Raw genomic sequence first — 22595 nt, forward strand, 5'->3', positions numbered from 1 at the left:
AATGCACTAATATATTTGGTAGAAGCACCAGATTAAGACTTTAAAAACAAATAAAAAAAGCAAGGCGTAAGATATGACAGATACGATTCCAGAAACACAATTTGATAACTTCTTTGCCCTATTTGAGCAACCTGTACAATTTGAAGTCAATCAAGACAGTCTCGATCAGCATCTACGTCTGCTACAAAAACGCTATCATCCCTGATAATGTTGCAAAGAATCTAGCAGATACTAAGCAAGCCAAGCAGCAATCAGAGCAGTATTCTGCCGTCATCAATCAAGCCTACCAAACATTGAGTGCACCTGATAGCCGTGCTGGTTACCTACTAGGTATGGCTGATCAAGCGCAAAATCTAGAACACTCCATCGCAGACTTGGATTTTTTTAGAAGATGCGATGGAAATGCGTATGGATTTAGATGACGCTATTGTAGGCAAAGACCTTTTAGCCTTGCAGCAGCTACATCCTCAGATTACATCGCGCTTGGCAAACCAGTCTCAGCGTTTTGAGACTGCTTACCAAGAGCAAGATTGGCCAACGGCGATTGATGCGACACAGAAATTGAAGTTTTTGGTCAAATTGAATGCTGATGTTACAACGGGGCTTGATGACGTCGCCACTGCTGCACATTCAGATGACGATGACCTATACGTCTAGATAGCTGTGCATGATGTATCTTACTTGAAAGCTAGATTCTAAATATTTGGTTAAATTAGTATCAACTATACCGTATAATCTCTGATTTTGAGCATGCTTAACTGCCAAATTCCTCTATTTTGAGAATAAATAGATAGCGGTTAAGCAGTCATACTGAACATGCCATATTTGCCTCATTACACTTATTCATTTTATCTCTGAGTTATTCTTATGTCTTTAATGCAAATTGCCGAACCCAATCAAAGCGCTCAACCTCATCAACATCGTTTTGGCCTAGGTATTGACCTTGGTACGACACGCTCACTGGTCGCTGTAGTACGTTCAGGCAAGGCGCAAGTCTTAGAAGCAGGCGCAGCATCAGATACCTTGCTGCCTTCTGTGGTTTATTATCCAGCGACAGGTAATCCATCGGTCGGCTATGATGCCCTAGCGCATTTAGCAGACGATCCCAAAAATACGATCGTCTCGGCTAAGCGTTTTATGGGTCGCAGTCAAGCAGATATCAAATTCTCGCATCCTTATGAGTTGTCTGGTAGTACAGATGATATGCCAGCATTTGTCACGGCTCAAGGTGAAGTGTCACCTGTCGAAGTATCAGCGCGTATATTAGCCGCGCTTGAGCAACGTGCAGCGAGCGCACTGCCTGCAGACAGCATTGAGGGTGCCGTCATTACTGTGCCAGCTTATTTTGATGAGGCACAGCGCCAAGCCACTAAAGATGCTGCGCAAGCGGCTGGTATCAACGTACTTCGTCTATTGAATGAACCAACGGCGGCGGCGGTCGCTTATGGTCTTGACCAATCATCAGAAGACAACAATAAAGAAAATTACTATCTTATTTATGATTTGGGCGGCGGTACTTTTGATGTATCTATTCTGAAGTTGAATGATGGTGTCTTTGAAGTATTGGCAACTGGCGGTAATAGCGCACTGGGCGGCGATGATATTGATCGTCTGATTACCAACTGGATTATTAAACAGTTAAATATAGATCCAAAAGACGTAAGCCTGCATAACAAATCAGTACTCGCACAAGAAGCTAAAGCTTACAAGCAAGCGCTGACTGATGCTGAGCAATTGGATATCAATGTCACTGTCAACGGACAAACCTATCAAGGTGTATTGCGCCGTGAAGACATCCTTAATATCGTAGAGCCTGTTAGTCGTCGCACGTTAAGCGTATGTGAACAAGTCCTGCGTGATGCCAAGCTGACTGCCACAGATTTAGACGAAGTGATCTTAGTAGGCGGCTCAACGCGTATGCCTGCCATACAACAAGTCGTGACTGAATTTTTTGCCAAGCAGCCTCTTTGCCGTCTGAATCCAGATGAGGTTGTTGCCTTAGGCGCTGCTCAAACTGCTCACCAACTGGTGAATGGTGATAGTAACAACAATTTGTTGTTATTGGACGTAACGCCATTATCATTAGGTCTTGAGACCATGGGTGGTTTGGTTGAAGTACTCATCCCACGCAACACGCCTATCCCCTGTCAAAAAACGTCAAGTGTTTACCACCTATCAAGATGGTCAAACAGGCATGGTGATACACGTCGTGCAAGGTGAGCGCGAAACAGTAGAAAACTGTCGCTCGCTTGGCCGCTTTGAGCTGTACGGTATTCCGCCAATGAAAGCTGGGTTTGCTCGTATCGAGGTCACCTTTAGCATCGATGCCAATGGTCAGCTGACTGTTAGTGCACAAGAAACCACGACCAAAACAGAAAGCAAGATCGAGATCGTGCCTTCTTATGGTTTGTCTGATGAGCAAAAAGAGCAGTTGCTTGTTGCCGGATTTAAACATGCAGAGGAAGATAAAAACGCACGCTCTTTAATCGAAACAAAAGTAGAAGCCGAGCGTGAAGTGTTGGCTCTAGAATCTGCACTCAATGAGTTTGCAGCACTGCTTTCTTCTGATGAGCAGCACACTTTAGCGGAGCATATACAAGCCCTGCGTTCTGCTCTTAGCACTAATGACTTGGCACTTATCGAAGCACAGCAAGCACAGCTTAAGCCGCATAGTGATGCCTTTGCTGCTCGCATTATGAACCAAAGCGTTCAAACCAGCATGGCAGGTACCAGCGCACAAGATTGGTAAAATCCATACTCAAAATGATAGCTTAGTTATGATACTAAGCTACTTTCTCTTATTTTTTAGATTGATTAGCATTGGACAAATAATTTATGCCAAAAGTTACCGTACTACCCCATCACGAAATCTGCCCAGAGGGCGCAGAAGTTGAGCTACAAGCTGGTCAGAATTTGTGCAAAGCGTTATTAGAAAAAGGCATCAAAATCGAGCATGCCTGTGAGATGTCAAAAGCTTGTACTACTTGTCACGTTGTCGTACGCAAAGGGTTCAATAGTCTAGATGAGATGGATGATGTAGAAGCTGATCTACTTGATCGTGCTTTGGGGCTTAGAGCCTGACTCACGTCTGTCTTGTCAGGTCATGCTTGATGATGAAGATCTAACCATCGAGGTTCCAAAATACACATTGAATCATGCAAAAGAAAATCATTAATATGATCAGTACAAACTACTTATAAGTTACAAAAAGCCAGCTATTAAAATATAATAGCTGGCTTTTTTTACCTCAATATTTCACGATATGACTTCCCAAATCATGACTTTTTGTTAGCACTATGACGTTTGCTTTCTTCAGCGATGCTCTGTGCCAATTTTTCTTCTTCTTGTTCGATACGCTCAAGCGCAAAGTTTAGACGACTCCTGATATCTTGATAGTCATTGTCTTTCATGTCTTTAAAATTTAGATGCAAGTTAAACCCTGGCAAGGTGTGATCTACCCATTTAGACAAATGACCTTTATTAGCATCAGGGTCAAGTACTTGCCATGCATTTACCTTGTCATCAAAGCCTTTTAGCTGAAGCGCTCCAACATGTTGACACTCATAGTTATGGCAAACATAATCATAAGTGCTTTCACTGACCAATATCTCATCTTTGCCAGCATTCGATTCGAGTCTTGACGCCAGATTAGCCTCTTTACCAATCAGTGTGTAACTAAGACGATTGTTGCTACCAAAATTGCCCACGTGGCAATAACCAGTTGTGATACCAATACGTATATATAACCCCTCAAACCCCATCAGCCGCCATTTTTGACGCAATGTACGCATCTCGCGGCGCATATCTATCGCCATTGCCACACAATCCAGAGCATCTTGACGTGAGCCACGGCTATTAGGCTCACCGAAGAAGCACACCATGCCATCACCAATAAATTTATCAAGTACGGCACCATGTCTGTCAGCAATTAACGTCATGCAATGCATATAAGTGTTCAAAATATCAGCCACGTTGTCAGCACTCAGACTATCAGACAGATCGGTAAAGCCCACAATATCTGAAAACATAATAGTCAGCTTGACACGTTTATTCGACACACTAACAGGGCTATCAGATCTAACAATTGGCTCCCAGATTTGCGGCGGTACAAAGCGAGTCAACTTATTGATGACCGACACCATGGTACTCAAACGTCCTCCGGCTTTAGAGGCACTTTCTTTATAACCAATATACTCTTGATACGTACTGCGAAACTGATACAAAATAACCATTATGCTTGCTAGCAATACGGTGGGAGGCACCCAACCTTCATTACAGTTCAATCCTTCGTTGTCTAGTATTGTACTGACATAATAAAATACAATAGATGTCACCAATGCTACAGTAAATAATCTTAGACCGTTATCGACACCACTGACGATCATACGTACGCCGATTAAGGCTACCAAACTGAGCGATATCACCGTACAAAACTGTATTGACCCAATAACGACCGCAAATAAAATAACGACCATATTAGACGTCCAAAGACTGGTTTGGCGTCGATAGTTATAAATCAGAATCATCAGGCTAGGTAGTAGAACGACAACCAATAATGCCATTGAGGTAGGGACGAAAATTGTAATGCGGGGCGAGTAATATGACAGTAAGAATTAAAACAAAAACTTCTGGATAGTCGAATTGATAGATTCCACTACCTTTTGACAATAGTTTTGGCTTTAACATCCCTATAAAAGGCATATTGAATTTCACTTAAATGAGATAAGCTATCAGAGAGATAAAGATATATAAGAACAACACACGCAAATTACCTATCTTAATGATAAATAATTACAAAAATATATTATACTTTCTAAATTAAATGAAACCTAGGTCAGTGGTAGCTAAAAAATACCATCTATCATTTATCAAGATAACAAATCTTCTGGATAAACAACTGATAATGTTTGATTATTACAAAAAAAGCCAGATATGACGAATATCTGGCTTTTTTCTGTCGCAATAGTTTATGAGAGAGGCTTCATAAATAATGCTTTATAGATGAGGTAAAGCAATCCAAAGTTAAAAACGGATTACATCTGCCAATCAAAAGGCATTTGATGATGACCACGTAGCGCCATCATTAACGTCTGCTGCATTTGTGCCAAGACTTCTTTGGTATAAGGAACCGCAGGAACTCCCCATACTGGATTTGGCCATTGCATATCATTTTGATAACGAACAATATGATGAAAATGAAGCTGCGGGACTTGATTACCAAGCGCGGCCACATTCATTTTATCTGCTTGAAAGGTTTTGGCTAGCTGACTCGATAACCAGCTTGACTCACGCAAGAACTGCGTTTGGTCTGCCTCAGACAACTCGTAAAGCTCTTTGATACCCGATACGCGCGGTACTAATATCAGCCAAGGGAATTGACAGTCATTGATCAAACGACAAGTAGATAATGGAAAATCACCCACTAAGAAACTATCAGCAGCAAGTTTATGATGAAGTTGGAACATAATGACGGTTCTCTTGTTGTTTAATGCAAATAAAAGTACGTAAAAAATATCGAAGAAGAAGCAATCCGGTTATTTTATCAGTTATCCCTGCGATAAAATAGCACCATACACTATTGCATTTGTGTTGATTGTCTTAGAAACCCCGATGATGGCTCTCACTGATCGACTCTAGGCCGCTTCTGTCACCATATGCTCACTAAAATAACGTAGAAGATCTTGGATAACAGAGACTCGCTGTTGCGGTGTCGCCAACTTCTCGCTATGTTGATAACGAATACCAGATGCTCCATTCATGCGGTAGTGCTGTCCATCTGACTGGATCAGTTTGATAATAGCCAAAGCATCAACAGGGGTATCAGGTGCAAACTCCAGCGTCATACTATTACTATTGGCATCAATTTTGTTAATCTTCAGCGGTTCTGCTTGCAAGCGCAGTCCATGAATGGCAAATAGCTGCTTGGTCTGGTCTGGCAATGCACCGAAACGGTCTATCATTTCGGTACGAATATCCGTCAACGCTTCTTTATCATCTGTATTGCTTATACGTTTGTAAAACAATAGGCGCTGATGTACGTCATGTAGATAGTCTTCTGGAATAAGAGCAGAGCTATGCAAGTTAATCTCACTGGTCAGCGATAGTGGCGTATTCAAGTCAGGCTCTTTACCAGCCTTGATCGCCTTAGTTGCACGCTCCAGCATATCCATATATAAGCTAAAGCCAATCGCCTGCATATTACCGCTTTGCTGCTTACCCAGTATCTCACCTGCCCCGCGAATCTCTAGATCTTCACTCGCCAGCATAAAACCTGCGCCGAGTGTATTGGCGCGTTCAATTGCATGTAGACGACGCTTGGCATCGCCTTTGAGACCTTTGAGAGAAGGCACCAATAGGTAACAATATGCCTGATGATGACTGCGACCTACGCGGCCTCGTAGCTGATGCAGTTGCGCCAGACCAAACTTATCCGCACGCTCAATGATAATAGTATTGGCATTTGGTACGTCGATACCTGTCTCAATAATAGTAGAGCACACCAACACGTTGAATTTTTTATGATAAAACTGCTGCATGATTTGCTCAAGCTGGCGTTCTTGCATCTGCCCATGGGCGACCCCTACTCGCGCTTCAGGTACCAGATCACGAATAGTTTCTGCCATACGCTCAATACTAGCCACATCATTGTGGAGCAGATAAACCTGCCCACCACGTAACAGCTCGCGCAAGATAGCTTCTTTCATCAAGGCATCTGTCTTTTGCATGACAAAGGTTTTAATAGCCAACCGGCGTGCAGGCGGTGTGGCAATGATTGACATATCACGCATGCCTGAGAGCGCCATATTAAGCGTTCTAGGGATGGGCGTCGCGGTCATAGACATACTGTCTACATCTGTCTGAATCGCCTTGATACGCTCTTTATGACGCACCCCAAAACGGTGCTCCTCATCGACAATCATTAGCCCAAGATTGGCAAACTTCACGTCAGGCTGCAATAGTTTATGAGTACCGATCACAATATCGACTTTGCCATCAGCCAAGTCCGTCAAGACCATGTCTTGATGTTTTTGCCGCCAAAGCGTGACAGGCTCTCAATACGCACTGGCCAATCAGCAAATCGATCGCGGAAATTGTCTTCGTGCTGTCCTGCGAGCAATGTGGTGGGCACTAATACAGCAACTTGATAGCCAGCACTGACGGCAATAAAGGCCGCTCGCATCGCTACTTCTGTTTTACCAAAGCCAACATCACCGCAGATGAGGCGATCCATTGGCTGGTTTTGTCTCATGTCTTCCATAACCGCATGAATGGCATTGGCTTGGTCAGCGGTCTCTTCAAACGCAAACTGACTGGCAAACAGCTCGTATTGCGACGGATCTATTTTAAAATGAATACCAACTTTGGCCTCACGACGCGCTTGCATATTGAGCAGCTCTGCGGCGACATCGTGAATTTGCTCCAAGGCCTTTTGCTTGGCTCTATCCCATTTGCCACTGCCGATCTTATGTAATGGCGCTAACGCTGGATCGCCGCCACTATAGCGACTGATCATTTGTAGATTGGCGACTGGCACATAGATACTGGCATCATCGTCATATTTTAAATGAATGAACTCTTGCTCACCATCGCCCACATCTAGCGTGATTAGGCCGTTATAACGACCAATACCATGCTCGATATGAACGACTGGGCTGCCATCTGTTATCTCAGTGACGCTCTTAACCAAGAACTCCTCTGATACACCGCTTTGGCGACGACGACGCGTCTGTAAGACTTGACGACCAAACAGCTGCGTTTCACTAATCAACACCAAACGTTCAGGCACGTATACGCCGCGCTCAATCGGTGCCACAGTCAGACCGACATGTGGTAGTCGAGCATTATTCATAGCGCTCGTCTTATCTGCTGCTAAAAATGCTTCAAAGCTATCATATGCTTTGATATCGATTTTTCCCTTAAACAGCTCAATAAGAATCTCACGGCGACCAGCAGTCTCTGCCACAACTAATACTGGCGTTGCTGTTTGTTGTTGAACGTGTAAAAAGTCGAGCAATTCAGTTAATGGCTCAGATTTCTGATGATTGACTGCCAGCTCTGGCGGTTCTTCGGCGCTTAATGTCACCAAGCCTTGCTGCTTAGTAGGCGTTAATGGCAGTTGCGGCTGAGATGGGTCGTTACCTTCTAGCGCTGCTACGTCATTTGTCGTAGCCAGCTCATCGCGTGCGCTTAATATCACTCGTGGATATTGATTGAGCTGCTCGTTAAGAGCGTTGGATAATAAGTATAAGAGCGCAGGTTCGACGATAGGCTTGTCAATATCATGGCGACGCTCTTCATAGCGGCGCTGGATTTGTGACCAATAGTCCGCCTGCTTTTCGTGGATCAGCTCATCCGTGATAAACAACGCATCGCTTGGCAAATAAGAAAACAATGTACTTTCTTCTTGCCAATCTTTTAAGTCAAAAAATAGTGGCTGATAATACTCCAGTCCGCTACTCGCGATACCTGCCATTACATCTTTATGCAACTCAGACTTGCGGCTACTGGCATTAGGGAACATCGCCGCAAAATTCGTGCGAAATGTCTCTCCGCCCTTCATCCAGCGGAAACTCCTTTGCTGGTAATATTTGGAACTGTTCGATAGGTTTAGAGATATCTGGCAATTTGTGCAGCAGCGACAGTGACTCTTTGCCCATGCTGGTATCATTGCCTGTCAACATCGCTTTGAGGTCATCAGCGGTCAACGTGCGCTGGGTTTGCGGATGAAAAAACGAATTGTCTCAATTTCATCGTCAAATAAGTCTAAACGCAGCGGAAAAGGCTGACCCATAGCAAAGATATCGATAATGCTGCCACGTACAGCGAACTCACCAGGCTCAAAGACATTATCAACCGCTCTATAACCCGCCTTTGCCAAAAGCCCACGTTGCGTATTGATATCAAAACGATCACCAACGCTCAAATCAAAATGCTGTCCGATCAACCAACTGGGCGGTGCGACGCGTTGCATCAATGTCTGTATTGAGATGAGTAGCACGCCTGATCTCGGCATATCCGTCAATAGGTTGATGCGTTCACTAACGATGTCTTGGTGCGGAGACAGCTCATCATATGTCAGTGTCTCCCAGTCAGGGGAATACGTAAGCATCGACGCCGCAAAATGCCAGCTCAGTTTCTATCTGATTGAGCTGATTTTGGTCGCGTGCCACCACGACCTTTAGGCGCTTGGCAACATTCCACATAGGCGTTTGAAACAAGCTTGCCAGCCATAAGCTACTGACCGCACCATGGACAGGCGCAAGCCAACGCCGCTCGGCATTTTGTATAGGGAACAACTGCTGGTTAATGGGATCAAACGCGTCAGTCAAAGCAGTGATAGGCATAAAGAATAGGATCACAGTTAAGGAGTCAGAAAGCTATTATACGAATATTTGAGCAATTACCAAAACTTATGCCGTAACGGTTTGTCACGTAAAAGCTCACTCATTCATGATCGAGAATTGATAACGGTTATTAAGCTTTAACTATCATTACATAAAAAACCCCAACTGATAGGCTGAGGTTCTCATTCACACTGGTTAAACCAAGTTCAAATTAACGGTTTATCACTAGCGATAATGCCATTGTTGTCAGCATAGACAAACATTCCCGAGTTCAATGTCAAATCACCAAAGCGGATTTCGATATCCGTTTGACCTTCATCACGGCGAGTTGATTTGCGCGGGATGCAACCAAGTGCCATCACACCAAGATCCATCGCTGCCATGTCATCAACATCTCGGACACAGCCATATACGATAACACCCGCCCAGCCATTGTCGATGGCCGACTGTGCAATCATATCGCCGAGCAAAGCACAGCGCATAGAGCCGCCACCATCGACGACCAACACCTTACCATCGCCAGCTTTGTCTTTGCCATCACTATTCAATAGTGATTTGACGCGGCTATTGTCTTCAAAGCACTTCACCGTCACGATTTCACCGCAGAATTTATCTTTTGCACCAAAACGACGAAATGCCTTACCTTCAATATTTGGTAGACATACTTGCGACTCAGGATTGGCGTCCAGTAAATCACATGTGACAAAGTTCTTTTATTCATCTCCATCGTTTTTACTCCTTATTATGAGTGATTAAGCTGCTTGATCTTGTAATACATGGTCATACTTGGCTGTAGTCTTGACTCAAAAATAATACTTTATTTTTTCACGCGAGTCATTGCAAGCATCTTCTTATTTTCAATGATCTCTGTATGTTCAATCTGGGGTTCTGTACGGTATTTACGACGATGATAAATGTCATGAGCACTCATCGCCATTGCACTAGCGACGCGCTTAGCCGAGATAGGATGTAATGAGAGTGACTCTGAGACTAAAGGCGAGGATAAGCTTAAAAGCTTTTTGACCAATGCTCTCGAGTGGACGCCCTTTATGCTTGCCTAGTAATAACGACGGTCGAAATATCACCAGTTGTCCAAACCCTAATGCCGTAATAGATTGCTCCGTCTCTGCCTTGACTCGATTGTACAAAAAGCGGCTGTCAATATCGGCATTCATGGATGAAAGTAGAAAAAAGTTTTCTACCCCTTTATCACGGCATAGCTTAGCAAAGTTAACATTGTAATCATGGTCTATCTTTCGAAAAGCCTCATCACTGCCCGCTTGCTTTTTGGTGGTGCCAAGACAACTAAAGGCATCTGTCGTTCGATCCGCACCAACGCTCGCAAACACTTCAGAGAGATTATCAAAGTCATTGAGCTGATAAAAACGCATGCTGGCATTGATATAACGTGGCGGGCGCCGAGCGATCACAATCAATGTATCATAGAGCTCACTCAGCTGTTTTACCAAATGCTGCCCTACCAATCCTGTTGCGCCAATCACAATTGCTTTTCGCTGCATACCCTATCCACTTATATAACGTTAGAGGTTCTATATTGATGAAAAGTAACCTATATCAAAGCCTACCATTAGGATATCATACCTAAATTCATGAATAACTGACGCTATTATGTATGATATATTGTAAGAGATTTTAACCGCTGTCTATGTCTTTTGGTATTTGACAGGGCATTAGATGCCCTATTGAGTCCACTTCTATAAGTTTACGTTACTTCTTTGGGTATTGATAATCAAATATATTGTCCTTAGTGCAATAATTTGCTAAAATAACCGGCTTTACACGTCAACGCTGTTTAATTATTCCAAACAGTTCTGGCGCTTGCGATGATCTATTTGTATTAGATACTTTAATATTAGACATCGACATCATGTTTGACGAGACGGCTGCTCGTCACCGATGATTGTTAAACCCATTATTGCAATCAACATTCATATTTTTATCTGTCTTTATCAAGGAGATACGCGTGGCTAATACTGCACAAGCTCGTAAACGCGCCCGTCAAAACACCAAACGTCGTCAGAACTCTGCGTCACAACGCTCTATGGTTCGTACTTACTTAAAACGTGTTGATGCGGCTATCGAAGCTAAAGATTATGACGCGGCTACCGAAGCTTACAACAGAGCGGTACCAGTTATTGATCGTATGGCTGACAAAGGTATTATTCATAAGAATAAAGCTGCTCGTCGTAAGAGCCGCCTAAACAAAACAATCAAAGGCCTACAAGCTTAAGATTTGTCTTGTCTAGACCGCATGACGCTTTTATAGCGTCATGACTAAAACTCTGCTACTGGTTCTCATACTGGGGCAAGGTTTTTTATGCCTACCTCGATATATATCTAGTGGATCGTCATTACCATTTTTGATGAAATCTTATGTCCATTGCACCCCTGGTGGTAATAGCAGTTTACTTGGGTGATACCCTGCTGCACGATACCCATTCAACAATGAACTAATCGGACGTGTATATACTTGACCACGCCAGATAAAATGCGCATTTGCCTGATCAAAAGGTTTATCATCAAACCACAAGAACACCCCTTCCATCATTTTTGGCCAATCATTCCAATCGATCTCTTCCACATCGAACATCACGGCTAAGAATGCAGACAACAAAGTATCATGACTGACAGCCAGCATCAGATGCCCATGCTGTGGCTGGTTTTGATAAAGAGCGAGAGAATATCAAGGCCACCTTGATAAGCATTTTTGGTGCCTTCAAGATTGCCTTGCAAAAAGCGATTGATAAAATTGAGTACACCAATCTCTTTAAATATTGGGTTCGCTATTTCAGGTTCAGTAACGAGGCTACCAGGCTCAACCAGCAGTGACTGATGCGTAATATCACGCTTTAGACCTGCTCCTTCCTGCATGAGCTGCGCCGTATCGATACAGCGTTTAATGGGGCTTGAGATGCTATCAACATCGAGTGAGTATGGGAGGTGACCTGCTAACCAACGACCCCAAGACTTAGCTAGTACGCGGCCTTTAGGCGTCAGCGGCAACTGATAGCTGGCAAAACCATTGCCGTCAGAACGCTCACGCAAAGAGTGTCTGGTAAATAAAATCAGCCGCTCATTTTCAGGTAATAGTCTGACCGAAGAAATCATACTATCTGGCAGATGTGAAGGCGCAGGCGCACTTGGTGTGTGACTCGCAAGCTTGTCAGCAGAGACTTTTGATAAGGTGCTATTAAGATATTTACTCATAGTAGCAAGCGTAGCAGATTTTTTGATAGGAATGAACAACTGACAAGTCTAGTTGCACTATATCTTGTAAATATCTTGTCATACAAGGAGTGAGCTTGTTTTTAAGAGAACTAAGCGAAGATAAGTAACATGGCTTATCTACATAGATCCTCAACTAACCGATATCAATAACTTTATCCCACGCAAATGCTAACGCCGTACTGCTAATCTCATTAGGATAAGCCCTAGGATTGACAATCACTCGCGTATTACCTATTCGATAATCGAATGCTTCATGGGTATGACCATGCACCCACAAAGTCGGTGCCCAGTCCTCATGCATCCACCCAGATAAATCACTAACAAAGGCAGCATTGCTTGGTAAATTAGCATATTTTTCAGACACCGATAATGCACTGACACTATGATGACTCATGACGACCGTTTTTTTGCCCAGTGCTTTGGCAGTGATTAGTGCTTGCTGCAACCACTGACGATGCTCTGAGTGAATTTGCATGGAAACTTCAGGTGAGAACATCTCTTTACCTGCATATATCTGCTTATAATCACGCATAAAATGCCTAGCAGCAGCCATAGTATCTTCATTGGCATGATATTGATAATCCGTCCACAGTGTGCAACCTAAGATTCGTATATCACCAATATCAATATACTGGCACTGTAAGACACAAACCCCTTTGTTAGAGGCAGCATCATAATTGTCCCAAGTCGCCAACTTTTGGTCAAAACTTAGCACATCTTCGTCAAAATATTCGTGATTACCTGAGATTGTGATCAGAGGGAACTTGTAAGCGTGCTGCCTGCTCTTGTAACCACGGCATCCCTCTATCGCTGTTGGCAGTGTCTCCCGCTACTAACACGATATCTGCGTCAGTTTTAGGAATATGCCCAATAGGGCGTGACTGGCGTGCATAACTATCAATATGTAAGTCACTTAGTATTTGTAATTTCATATAATTCAATATCGTCCAATAGTATCATTATCAGCCAATCGGTAACGTTAGCGTATTTTAATAGGCCAGCACTCCTTTTAATAGGCTGCATAATTGGTTGCAGATCAGCCTACTTATAAAACCTCTCAGGTAGTGTAACAGCTTTTTCTGTCTGAAAAAGTAAAAAAAGACAGCGATTTAGGCTGTCTTTTTTATTGTATTGCTATTAAAACTTAAATGCTTTGTAATATTCTATTTAGCTTCTCGGCAGGGTTTTTGGCTTGAGTGATTGAGCGTCCAATCACCAAATAATCAGAACCATCTAACAATGCTTGACTTGGCGTACAGATACGCTTTTGATCATCAGCATTGTCGTCTGCTAGTCGAATGCCTGGTGTGACCAATTTAAAATCTTGACCGCATAACGCTTTAAGCGTTTTCGCTTCTTGAGCAGAGCATACTACCCCATCTAACCCAGCTTGCTTGGTCAATTGTGCCAATCGGCTCACCTGTACGTCTAAGCTATCAGTGATACCCGTTTGCATCAATGCGTCACTGTCCATAGAGGTCAATACAGTCACCGCGATGAGTAATGTATCAAGGTTATTATCTATTAAACGCTGTTTTGCCAAAGACATAGCCTCTAGACCTGCACTAGCATGAACATTGACCATCCATACACCAAGCTCGGCAGCAACTAGTACCGCTTGAGCAGTAGTGTTAGGAATATCGTGAAACTTCAGGTCTAAGAATACCTCAAAGTTACGCTGATGCAGTGCCTTTACAATATCGGGACCACAGCGTGTAAATAGCTCTTTACCTACTTTGAGCCGGCATAACGCTGGATCCAATTGATCAGCTAATGCCAACGATGCTTGCAGAGTCATATTGTCTAAAGCAACAATGACGGGAGAGTTAATCATATTATTCATGGTTTTGCCGCATATCAGAATTATTCGAGCACTGTATTTTCAAAATCAACAACCATTTCTATGGCCGAGCAATTTAATCTCGCTTGCGCTTAGACAACGTACCACCTTCATTTAGATGTGTGTCTGTATTGTCTTGTATATCAATCGATCTGGCACCATAGACAGCCTCATCTACGGTTGGCGCATTGGCCTGACGGTCAATCACCACATTGGCTTGATTCAATTGCTCTTGTAGATTTGCATTTGCCTTTTGCAAACGTGAGATTTCCCACTTATTCTGTAGTACGCGGAATATAAGCAATGATAATAGAATACCAATAATGATGCCGAGTATTAAACATAGAATGAGCAGTAGTCCCAAATTCATTGTAGGCGCTTGCGAAAACAGTAAATTGACCCCGACCTCGGTATTATTTGCCAATACCAGACCAAGCGAGTAAGCAAAGCTCAAAAACAGCAATACGAATAATAAAAAGCGCATGAGACAGTTACCTCAGGTTGGAATGATAGTTTTTGGTCAGTCAATCATTAATGAATATTAGCTGTGTGCTACTTTATCATTGACTGCTTCACGTAATGCTTTACCTGGCTTAAAGTGTGGAATCGCTTTAGCAGGAACTGGTACGCTCTCCCCGTTTTAGGATTGCGTCCGACACGAGCGCGGCGATGATGTAGACAAAAACTGCCAAACCCACGAACCTCGACTCGGCCATCATTGGCTAAAGTATGGGTCATCAAATTTAATATTTCGCGAACGGCATCATCAACGATGGTATCTGCCATGTTGTCACAATTCGCACTCAAATTACTGATAAATTCGGATTTGTTAATCGCTTGCTGCATTATTACGCTTGCCTTGTTGATTGATGGATAAACTGATAATAAGTCAAAACAGTATTATCAACAGAAACACTAATAGCTCATATCAGAATAGTCTATTTGCACGAGTCATATCGCAACTCTAAATACACTGTCGCTCACATCTCGTTACTCAATGTTGCAAATGATAGCGGATATTGAGGAAAATAGGAATAAGAGTTTCCTTATTTAGCTAAAAACCTTACCTATTAATACAAATATCAAAACTTAATCATAAAAAAAGCGACCGAAGTCGCTTTTTTTATATTACTTTTATATCAATAACTTACAACTTACTGCATTTGCTCTTTGATCAAATCACCAATCGTTTTTGGCTGTGCATCAGAACCTGCAGCGGCAGTTGTGTTCGTGCTACCAAGATCTTTAATCGCTTGACGCTCTTCAGCTTCGTCTTTCGCTTTGATAGACAAGTTGATGTTGCGTGTTTACGATCAACGCTGATGATTTTTGCTTCAACGTCATCACCAACAGACAGATGCTTAGTTGCATCTTCAACGCGGTCACGTTGAATTTCAGAAGCGCGTAGATAAGCTTCAACTTCGTCAGCAAGCTCAATAGTAGCGCCTTTAGCGTCTACTTCTTTCACTTTACCATTAACGATAGCACCGCGGTCATTAGCGACTAGGTATTCGTTAAATGGATCAGAGCTCAACTGCTTAATGCCTAGGCTGATACGGTTAGCTTCTGCATCTACAGACAATACCATTGCTTCAACGGTGTCGCCTTTGTTGTAATTACGGATAGCATCTTCGCCAGTTTCGTTCCAAGAGATATCAGATAAATGAACCAGACCATCGATACCACCGTCTAGACCAATAAAGATACCAAAATCAGTGATTGATTTGATCGTACCAGTGATTTTATCACCGCGCTCATGTTTCTTATCAAACTCATCCCATGGGTTAGCTAGAGTCTGTTTGATACCTAGGCTAATACGACGACGTTCTTCATCGATATCAAGGATCATTACTTCAACTTCATCGCCCACTTGAACTACTTTAGATGGGTGGATGTTTTTGTTGGTGTGATCCATTTCTGATACGTGTACTAGACCTTCGATACCTTCAGAAATCTCAGCGAAACAACCATAATCAGTCAAGTTGGTTACGCGAGCTTTAACAACACTACCCACTGGGTAAGTACCGCTAACGTTGTCCCAAGGATCAGTACCAAGTTGTTTTAGACCTAGGCTTACGCGATTGCGTTCACGGTCAAACTTCAATACTTTAACTTTTAGGTCTTGACCAACTTCAACAACTTCAGATGGATGCTTGATACGGCGCCATGCCATGTCAGTGATGTGCAATAGACCATCGATACCACCTAGATCAACGAACGCGCCGTAATCAGTAAGGTTCTTAACGATACCTTCGATCTCGATGCCTTCTTCAAGCTTGTTCAATAGCTCTTCGCGCTCAGCTGAGTTTTCAGCTTCCATAACTGCACGGCGACTAACGACAACGTTATTACGCTTTTGATCAAGTTTGATGACTTTGAATTCTAGCTCTTTGCCTTCAAGATGCGTTGTATCACGGATAGGACGTACATCTACCAATGAACCTGGTAAGAACGCGCGTACTGAACCGATATCTACAGTGAAACCGCCTTTAACTTTGCTTGAGATGATACCTTTTACGATCTCATCATTGTCAGCGATTTTTTCAAGGAAGTTCCAAGTTTCAACACGCTTAGCTTTTTCACGTGACAGCAAGGTTTGACCCATGCCGTTATCAACCGCTTCAACTACGACATCAACACTATCGCCAACTTCAACTTCAAGTTCGCCTTCTTCGCTTAAAAACTCTTCACGAGCGACGATACCTTCAGATTTTAGACCAGTATCTACTGTGATCCAATCGCTATCGATGGCCACAACAGTACCGTTAATCACCGAGCCACGCTCGATATCTAGGCCTGTTTCTTCGATGCTCGCTTCAAATAGTTCAGCAAATGATTCCATTATGTCTACCTTTGTATAGCCGTATCCTGTCCAGCACAGTACGGATCAAATTTATGATTGCATAAAACGAGAATACTGGTTTTATATCTTATGCAATCATATATAAAAACGTTTGTTGTTAATAAGCGCATATTTAAACTTACTAACAACAACTGTCTTACTTTATTCTACCAAACAAAATTTTATCAACCTAGCCTAATAAATAATTAATCGTTAAAAACACTAACTTCCAACTGTACAATTCTACATTAAAAACAGGGACTATAGGAAATTTTTTAGTACTTAATATGTTGTTTTTATTAACTATTAAAAAACAGCCCTTTATCTTGACAATGTCTTTTTACTTGCTCGTAAACCGCATCAGCATCGAGCATTGAGCTATCAAGTAACAAAGCATCTGCTGCAGGTTTCGATGGTGCGGTGCTACGGTTCTCATCACGATCATCACGTTCTTTAATCGTCGCCAAAATCGAGTCAAAATCTGCTGCTTGCCCAGCGTTAACTAGCTGGGTCACGCGGCGCTCAGCACGCGCTTCCGCGCTCGCCGTCAAATATACTTTCACATCGGCATCTGGGAATACAACGGTTCCCATGTCACGACCATCAGCGACAAGCCCTGAGCGTGTCGCCATATCTTGTTGCAACGTAAGCAGCGCTTGACGGACTGTTGGAAACACCGCGATTTGTGAAGCATAGCCACCTACGGTCTCGTTACGTACCTGATCACCTACCGCTTGTCCATTCACAATGATGTCTACACGTCCAGAATCATTATTTGGTAAAAACGCTATCTCCAAACTTTTCGTGAGCGCTAGCACTGCCGACTCATCGATTAGATGGCTGGCATCTGCTGTGATCAATCCAGCTTCGAATGCTTTGAGTCCTACGATTCTATATAGCGCCCCAGAGTCTAATAGCTGATAGCCCAACACTTGAGCTAAACGCCATGTGACCGTACCTTTACCAGCGCCACTAGGCCCATCGATACAGATAACCGGATAGCGTGCTGAATGGTTTACACTATCGTTTTTATTGAGTAGATCGTTATCAGATACGGAGACGGTCATAATACTTACTCAATAATAGTTGTTACCCTATAGCTGTCATGCAATAGCAATGAAGCAATATTTACTGGTATATCAAATGTTTGATAGCAGGCTAAAAAATTCGCTAACAAATAGGGGCGATATTATAGCAAAAAATCATCGCTACCACTAGCGCCCAAACTGATATCTTATTTATTAATCATTTTGGATTAAACGCTGTTTTTATTCTGTTTCGCTAATCGCCTACGCTCACGAAAAAACGTCTTTAGCAATTGACTACTATGCTCACTGCACAATCCTCTATGAACTTGGATATTATGATTATAAAAAGGCTGCATTGATAAGTCCATCTGGCTGCCTACCATGCCAGCACGTGGCTCACTCGCCGCATATACTAGCCTATCAACACGTGCATGAATGAGCGCGCCAATACACATCGTACAAGGCTCTAGTGTCACGTACAAAGTTGTCTGTAGTGGCAGACGATAATTTTGTAGACGCTGACAGGCCTCTCTTAACGCAACTATCTCAGCATGTGCCGTCGCATCATGGCAGCCAATCGGTTGATTGAACCCTTGACCAATGATCTGCTGATCGTGCACCAATATAGCGCCTACCGGCACTTCACCCAGTTTAGCGCCTTGGCTTGCTAGTCTAAGAGCCTTCTGCATCCATTTACCATCTTGCAGTGTCCAAAACATAAGGGATGCAAATGATATACCCTCAAGTTCGCTCAGCGCTAAAAAATAAGATGCTAAACCTGTATTCATAGTATTTAGCATTTATTGCGGTAGCTGCCAGTCAATGGGCGTTTGACCATACTGCACCAAGTAGTCATTGGTTTTAGAAAATGGCTTTGTCCCAAAAAATCCACCGCGGTTCGCAGCCAACGGCGAAGGGATGCACGGCGGTCAAAATAAGATGTTTGTCGGTATCGATATACTTACCTTTTTTTTGTGCTTTACTGCCCCACAAAATAAATACGGTATGTTCTGTCTGCTCGTTGACCGCGTCAATGACTGCATCGGTAAACTGCTCCCAGCCTTTATTTTGATGACTGTTTGGCTCGCCTTCTCGCACAGTTAGTGAGCTGTTTAGTAGCAAAACACCTTGCTGCGCCCAGTAAGTTAGGTCACCATGTTTTGAAGGTGCGATACCGATGTCATCTGCCATCTCCTTAAGCAAGTTGTTTAATGATGGCGGCTTAGGAATCGCTTTAGGAACAGAGAATGACAATCCCATGGCCTGCCCTGGCCCATGATAAGGGTCCTGACCTAAAATCACCACTTTAACTTGCGATAAAGGCGTGAGATTAAGCGCATTAAACATCAACGGCGCGGGCGGATAAATGCTATCCCCCTGACTGATAGGCTTCTTTTAAAAATGCACGCAGGTTGTCCATATTTTCGGATGTTAACTCATCTGCTAATGCCGCCTTCCAGTCCTCTGGCAGACGGACATTGTCTAAAATGGCTTGTTTTTGCTCTGGTGTTTTGGTTGTCTGCTCGTCAAACAGCTCCATGGTATATCCTTTTATATTTATTATGAAATGAATGCTTAGTGATTGGCTTATTTTAAAGACTAATAGTAACAAAAAACCGTATGAGCTTTGTTGATGAATTATAGCAACAAAAAAACGGCTACCGTAATGTTACGATAGCCGTTACTCTTATATTCAAACTAAATGTTTTAGCTAGCCACTGACTCAGAGTCTGAACGTGGCTCATGAGTCTCGACCACAGTCAAAACAATCCGACTATCCGGTGAACCTTTTGCGAAGATTTATCTAACTTCACTGTATCATCGTCTTGCGTATTGTCGGCTTTAGGGGCTAAAGTCAAATGAACAACGCCCCATTTACCAAGTCACCGAATAAAATCATACTTGCCAGTGGCTTTTGATCTCATCCTGAATCAGGCGCTGCATTGGACGTGCACCCATAAGGCGATCGTATCCTTTATCAGCCAGATAATCACGCACATCATCATCAATCTCTAACGTCACTTGCTTATCATCAAGCTGTACTTGTAGCTCAACCAAGAACTTGTCAACAACTGACACAACCACTGACGTATCTAGTGGATTGAACTGAATAATCGCGTCTAGACGATTTCGGAACTCTGGCGTAAAGACGCGCTTGAGCGCCTCAGTGTTGTCGCGGCTATGATCTTGCTGAGTAAAGCCCATAGAAGAGCGACTGATACTATCAGCACCAACGTTGGTTGTCATAATAATGATGACTTGCTTAAAGATAGCAACACGGCCATTGTTATCAGTCAATGTACCATGATCCATCACCTGCAATAGCAAGTTGAAGACATCAGGATGCGCTTTTTCAATCTCATCAAGTAGCAGTACGCAATGCGGATGTTGATTGATCTTTTCAGTCAACAATCCACCTTGATCGTAACCAACGTAGCCCGGAGGCGCACCGATCAGACGTGATGCCGTATGGGCTTCCATGTACTCTGACATATCAAAGCGTACCAGTTCTACACCCAACAGATTGGCCAGCTGACGAGAGACCTCCGTTTTACCCACCCCTGTCGGCCCTGCAAACATAAACGAGCCAATCGGTTTATCTGGTGCTTTTAGTCCTGCACGAGACAGCTTAATTGCATCAGCAAGCGTGGCAATCGCTTCATCTTGACCAAACACTAAGTGCTTAAGATCACGATCCAAGTGCTCAAGAATGCTCTTGTCATCACTCGATACCGACTTGGGCGGAATGCGTGCCAGTTTAGCGATAATGGCTTCGATATCAGCGACATCGATTTTCATCGGTGGCTTTTGCGCTTTAGCAGATTTTAGGCCATCGGCAGACTGAGCACGGTCGTTTGCCTTTGCCGTCTCTGCTTCGTCTTGCATCTCATTATCACTGTCTGCATCGCTATCGATACCTTCGACATCAGCATCAATCTGTACATCAAAGTCTTGCTCTAAATCTGCAATAAAGCTCTCTTCAGCTTCAATATCCTCTACATCAGGTACCACACCCAGACGTTTGTACGCACCTGCCTCATCGATCACATCAATGGCTTTATCGGGTAAAAAACGCTCATGAATGTGCTTGGCTGATAACTGTACAGCGGTCACTAATGCCTCATCCGTGTATTCCACATTATGAAACTCTTCGTAGCGAGGCTTGAGGCCACGCAAGATATCGACGGCATCATCTACACTTGGTTCTTTCACATCGATTTTTTTGGAAGCGACGTGATAGCGCATGGTCTTTTTCAAACACTTGACGGTACTCAGTAAAGGTCGTTGAACCAATGCAGCGCAGCTCACCATTAGCCAAGGCAGGTTTGATAAGGTTAGATACGTCCATATTGCTGCTCATTGACGAGCCTGCGCCAATGATCATATGAATCTCATCAATAAATAAAATAGCATTTGGCTTTTTCTTCAGCGCATCAAGCAATGACTTCATACGCTTTTCAAAATCACCACGATATTTCGTCCCAGCAATAAGCGAGCCGATATCAAGGCTATAAATCACGCAACCATTAAGTGGCTTGGGTGCCTTATCATTGATAATCAACCACGCCAAACCTTCGGCGATAGAGGTTTTACCAACGCCTGGTTCACCGACCAATAACGGATTATTTTTGCGGCGGCGGCATAAAACTTGAGCGGCACGTTCAATTTCAGAAGCGCGGCCAATCAATGGGTCTGTTTCGCCTTCAGCAGCACGCTGATTTAAATTGGTTGCAAACTCAACCAGTGGATCTTTGCTGGTTTTTTCAGACGCACTGCGGCGCTCACCAGTCATAGAAGCACGTTGCTCAGATGGCTCTTCTTTGTCTTGACCATGTGATAAATATTGGGTCAGCTCAAGACGGCTAATACCTTGTTTTTGAGCAGATAAACGGCATAAGTATCATGCTCTGAGAACATAGAAACCAAAATATCAGAGCCTTCTACCAATCGACCACCGCCTATAGACTGCACATGAAAAATAGCGCGTTGCAAAATACGATCAAAGCTTTGCGTTGGCTGCGGTGACTGATCTGTATCTGCATCAACAGTTGGCGTGTGCTTATTGATATAAGCTTCAAGCTCAGTACGCAGTGCCGATATATTGGCATTACAGGCAGTTAGGGTATTGGCAGCGTGAGTATTTTCTAATAGCGCCAATAATAAATGTTCAACAGTAAGATACTCATGCGATTTTTGGCGCGCAAGCGTCATTGCTAAACGTAGAGAAACTTCAAGATGACGACTTAACATAACAACTTCCTACGGTTATATCTATCTTTATAATTGATAGT

Annotated in this window: 14 protein-coding genes and 8 pseudogenes; 6 read left to right on the forward strand and 16 right to left on the reverse strand. The window is 43.2% G+C overall.

Annotation, left to right across the window (positions count from 1 at the left end; all coding sequences use genetic code 11):
• Positions 1–73: 73 nt before the first annotated feature.
• The 5 genes and pseudogenes from PKHYL_RS17680 to fdx all read left to right on the forward strand — a co-directional run bounded on the left by PKHYL_RS17680 (position 74) and on the right by fdx (position 3175).
• Positions 74–205 carry a hypothetical protein gene (locus PKHYL_RS17680; RefSeq protein WP_269778165.1) on the forward strand — a complete coding sequence of 44 codons (132 nt, stop codon included), beginning with the start codon at positions 74–76 and terminating at the stop codon, positions 203–205.
• A complete protein-coding gene (locus tag PKHYL_RS11360; protein WP_240365195.1) occupies positions 141–422 on the forward strand; it encodes a hypothetical protein in 282 nt (93 codons plus the stop codon). Before PKHYL_RS17680 ends, PKHYL_RS11360 begins: the two co-directional genes overlap by 65 nt.
• Positions 409–657, forward strand: a complete 249-nt coding sequence (locus tag PKHYL_RS11365) for an iron-sulfur cluster co-chaperone HscB C-terminal domain-containing protein (RefSeq protein ID WP_240365196.1) — start codon at positions 409–411, stop codon at positions 655–657. The genes PKHYL_RS11360 and PKHYL_RS11365 overlap by 14 nt, the downstream gene beginning before the upstream one ends.
• A gap of 219 nt (positions 658–876) precedes the next feature.
• Positions 877–2749, forward strand: a pseudogene (hscA, locus tag PKHYL_RS11370) (Fe-S protein assembly chaperone HscA).
• Between the two features lie 86 nt (positions 2750–2835).
• Positions 2836–3175: pseudogene (gene fdx / locus PKHYL_RS11375) on the forward strand (ISC system 2Fe-2S type ferredoxin).
• Between the two features lie 100 nt (positions 3176–3275).
• Here the strand turns inward: fdx and PKHYL_RS11380 are convergent.
• The 5 genes and pseudogenes from PKHYL_RS11380 to PKHYL_RS11400 all read right to left on the reverse strand — a co-directional run bounded on the left by PKHYL_RS11380 (position 3276) and on the right by PKHYL_RS11400 (position 10864).
• On the reverse strand, positions 3276–4475 hold the full coding sequence (locus PKHYL_RS11380) for an adenylate/guanylate cyclase domain-containing protein (protein ID WP_240365197.1): 1200 nt from the start codon (positions 4473–4475) through the stop codon (positions 3276–3278).
• A gap of 558 nt (positions 4476–5033) precedes the next feature.
• Positions 5034–5465 (reverse strand): HIT domain-containing protein, encoded by a 432-nt coding sequence (locus tag PKHYL_RS11385; protein WP_057759208.1) that lies wholly within the window; start codon positions 5463–5465, stop codon positions 5034–5036.
• Positions 5466–5633: 168 nt separating this feature from the next.
• Positions 5634–9344: pseudogene (mfd, locus tag PKHYL_RS11390) on the reverse strand (transcription-repair coupling factor).
• A gap of 206 nt (positions 9345–9550) precedes the next feature.
• Positions 9551–10033: a ribonuclease E activity regulator RraA gene (gene rraA / locus PKHYL_RS11395; protein ID WP_240366531.1), complete on the reverse strand. Its 483-nt coding sequence runs from the start codon at positions 10031–10033 to the stop codon at positions 9551–9553.
• 128 nt (positions 10034–10161) lie between these two features.
• Positions 10162–10864: pseudogene (locus tag PKHYL_RS11400) on the reverse strand (NAD-dependent epimerase/dehydratase family protein).
• A 464-nt stretch (positions 10865–11328) separates the two neighbouring features.
• Between PKHYL_RS11400 and rpsT the strand changes: the two are divergent.
• On the forward strand, positions 11329–11595 hold the full coding sequence (gene rpsT / locus PKHYL_RS11405) for a 30S ribosomal protein S20 (RefSeq protein WP_071003512.1): 267 nt from the start codon (positions 11329–11331) through the stop codon (positions 11593–11595).
• Between the two features lie 141 nt (positions 11596–11736).
• Here the strand turns inward: rpsT and PKHYL_RS11410 are convergent.
• The 11 genes and pseudogenes from PKHYL_RS11410 to clpA all read right to left on the reverse strand — a co-directional run bounded on the left by PKHYL_RS11410 (position 11737) and on the right by clpA (position 22554).
• Positions 11737–12572: pseudogene (locus PKHYL_RS11410) on the reverse strand (histidine phosphatase family protein).
• A 154-nt stretch (positions 12573–12726) separates the two neighbouring features.
• Positions 12727–13308 carry a metallophosphoesterase gene (locus tag PKHYL_RS11415; RefSeq protein WP_240365199.1) on the reverse strand — a complete coding sequence of 194 codons (582 nt, stop codon included), beginning with the start codon at positions 13306–13308 and terminating at the stop codon, positions 12727–12729.
• Between the two features lie 22 nt (positions 13309–13330).
• Positions 13331–13525 (reverse strand): hypothetical protein, encoded by a 195-nt coding sequence (locus PKHYL_RS11420; protein ID WP_240365200.1) that lies wholly within the window; start codon positions 13523–13525, stop codon positions 13331–13333.
• 212 nt (positions 13526–13737) lie between these two features.
• Positions 13738–14436, reverse strand: coding sequence for an orotidine-5'-phosphate decarboxylase (gene pyrF, locus PKHYL_RS11425; RefSeq protein WP_093068898.1), 699 nt, complete (start codon positions 14434–14436; stop codon positions 13738–13740).
• Between the two features lie 73 nt (positions 14437–14509).
• Positions 14510–14917, reverse strand: a complete 408-nt coding sequence (locus tag PKHYL_RS11430; RefSeq protein ID WP_093068896.1) for a lipopolysaccharide assembly protein LapA domain-containing protein — start codon at positions 14915–14917, stop codon at positions 14510–14512.
• Positions 14918–14985: 68 nt separating this feature from the next.
• Positions 14986–15279: an HU family DNA-binding protein gene (locus PKHYL_RS11435; protein ID WP_442966075.1), complete on the reverse strand. Its 294-nt coding sequence runs from the start codon at positions 15277–15279 to the stop codon at positions 14986–14988.
• Positions 15280–15587: 308 nt separating this feature from the next.
• Positions 15588–17275, reverse strand: a pseudogene (gene rpsA, locus PKHYL_RS11440) (30S ribosomal protein S1).
• A gap of 299 nt (positions 17276–17574) precedes the next feature.
• A complete protein-coding gene (gene cmk, locus PKHYL_RS11445) occupies positions 17575–18342 on the reverse strand; it encodes a (d)CMP kinase (protein WP_093068892.1) in 768 nt (255 codons plus the stop codon).
• Between the two features lie 188 nt (positions 18343–18530).
• Positions 18531–19022: a tRNA adenosine(34) deaminase TadA gene (gene tadA / locus PKHYL_RS11450; RefSeq protein ID WP_227674246.1), complete on the reverse strand. Its 492-nt coding sequence runs from the start codon at positions 19020–19022 to the stop codon at positions 18531–18533.
• Between the two features lie 81 nt (positions 19023–19103).
• A pseudogene (locus PKHYL_RS11455) lies at positions 19104–19843 on the reverse strand (uracil-DNA glycosylase).
• A 315-nt stretch (positions 19844–20158) separates the two neighbouring features.
• Positions 20159–22554, reverse strand: a pseudogene (gene clpA, locus PKHYL_RS11460) (ATP-dependent Clp protease ATP-binding subunit ClpA).
• Positions 22555–22595 lie beyond the last annotated feature (41 nt).

The sequence above is a fragment of the Psychrobacter sp. KH172YL61 genome, from assembly GCF_007182895.1.
In the GTDB taxonomy this organism is placed as follows: Bacteria; Pseudomonadota; Gammaproteobacteria; order Pseudomonadales; family Moraxellaceae; genus Psychrobacter; species Psychrobacter pacificensis.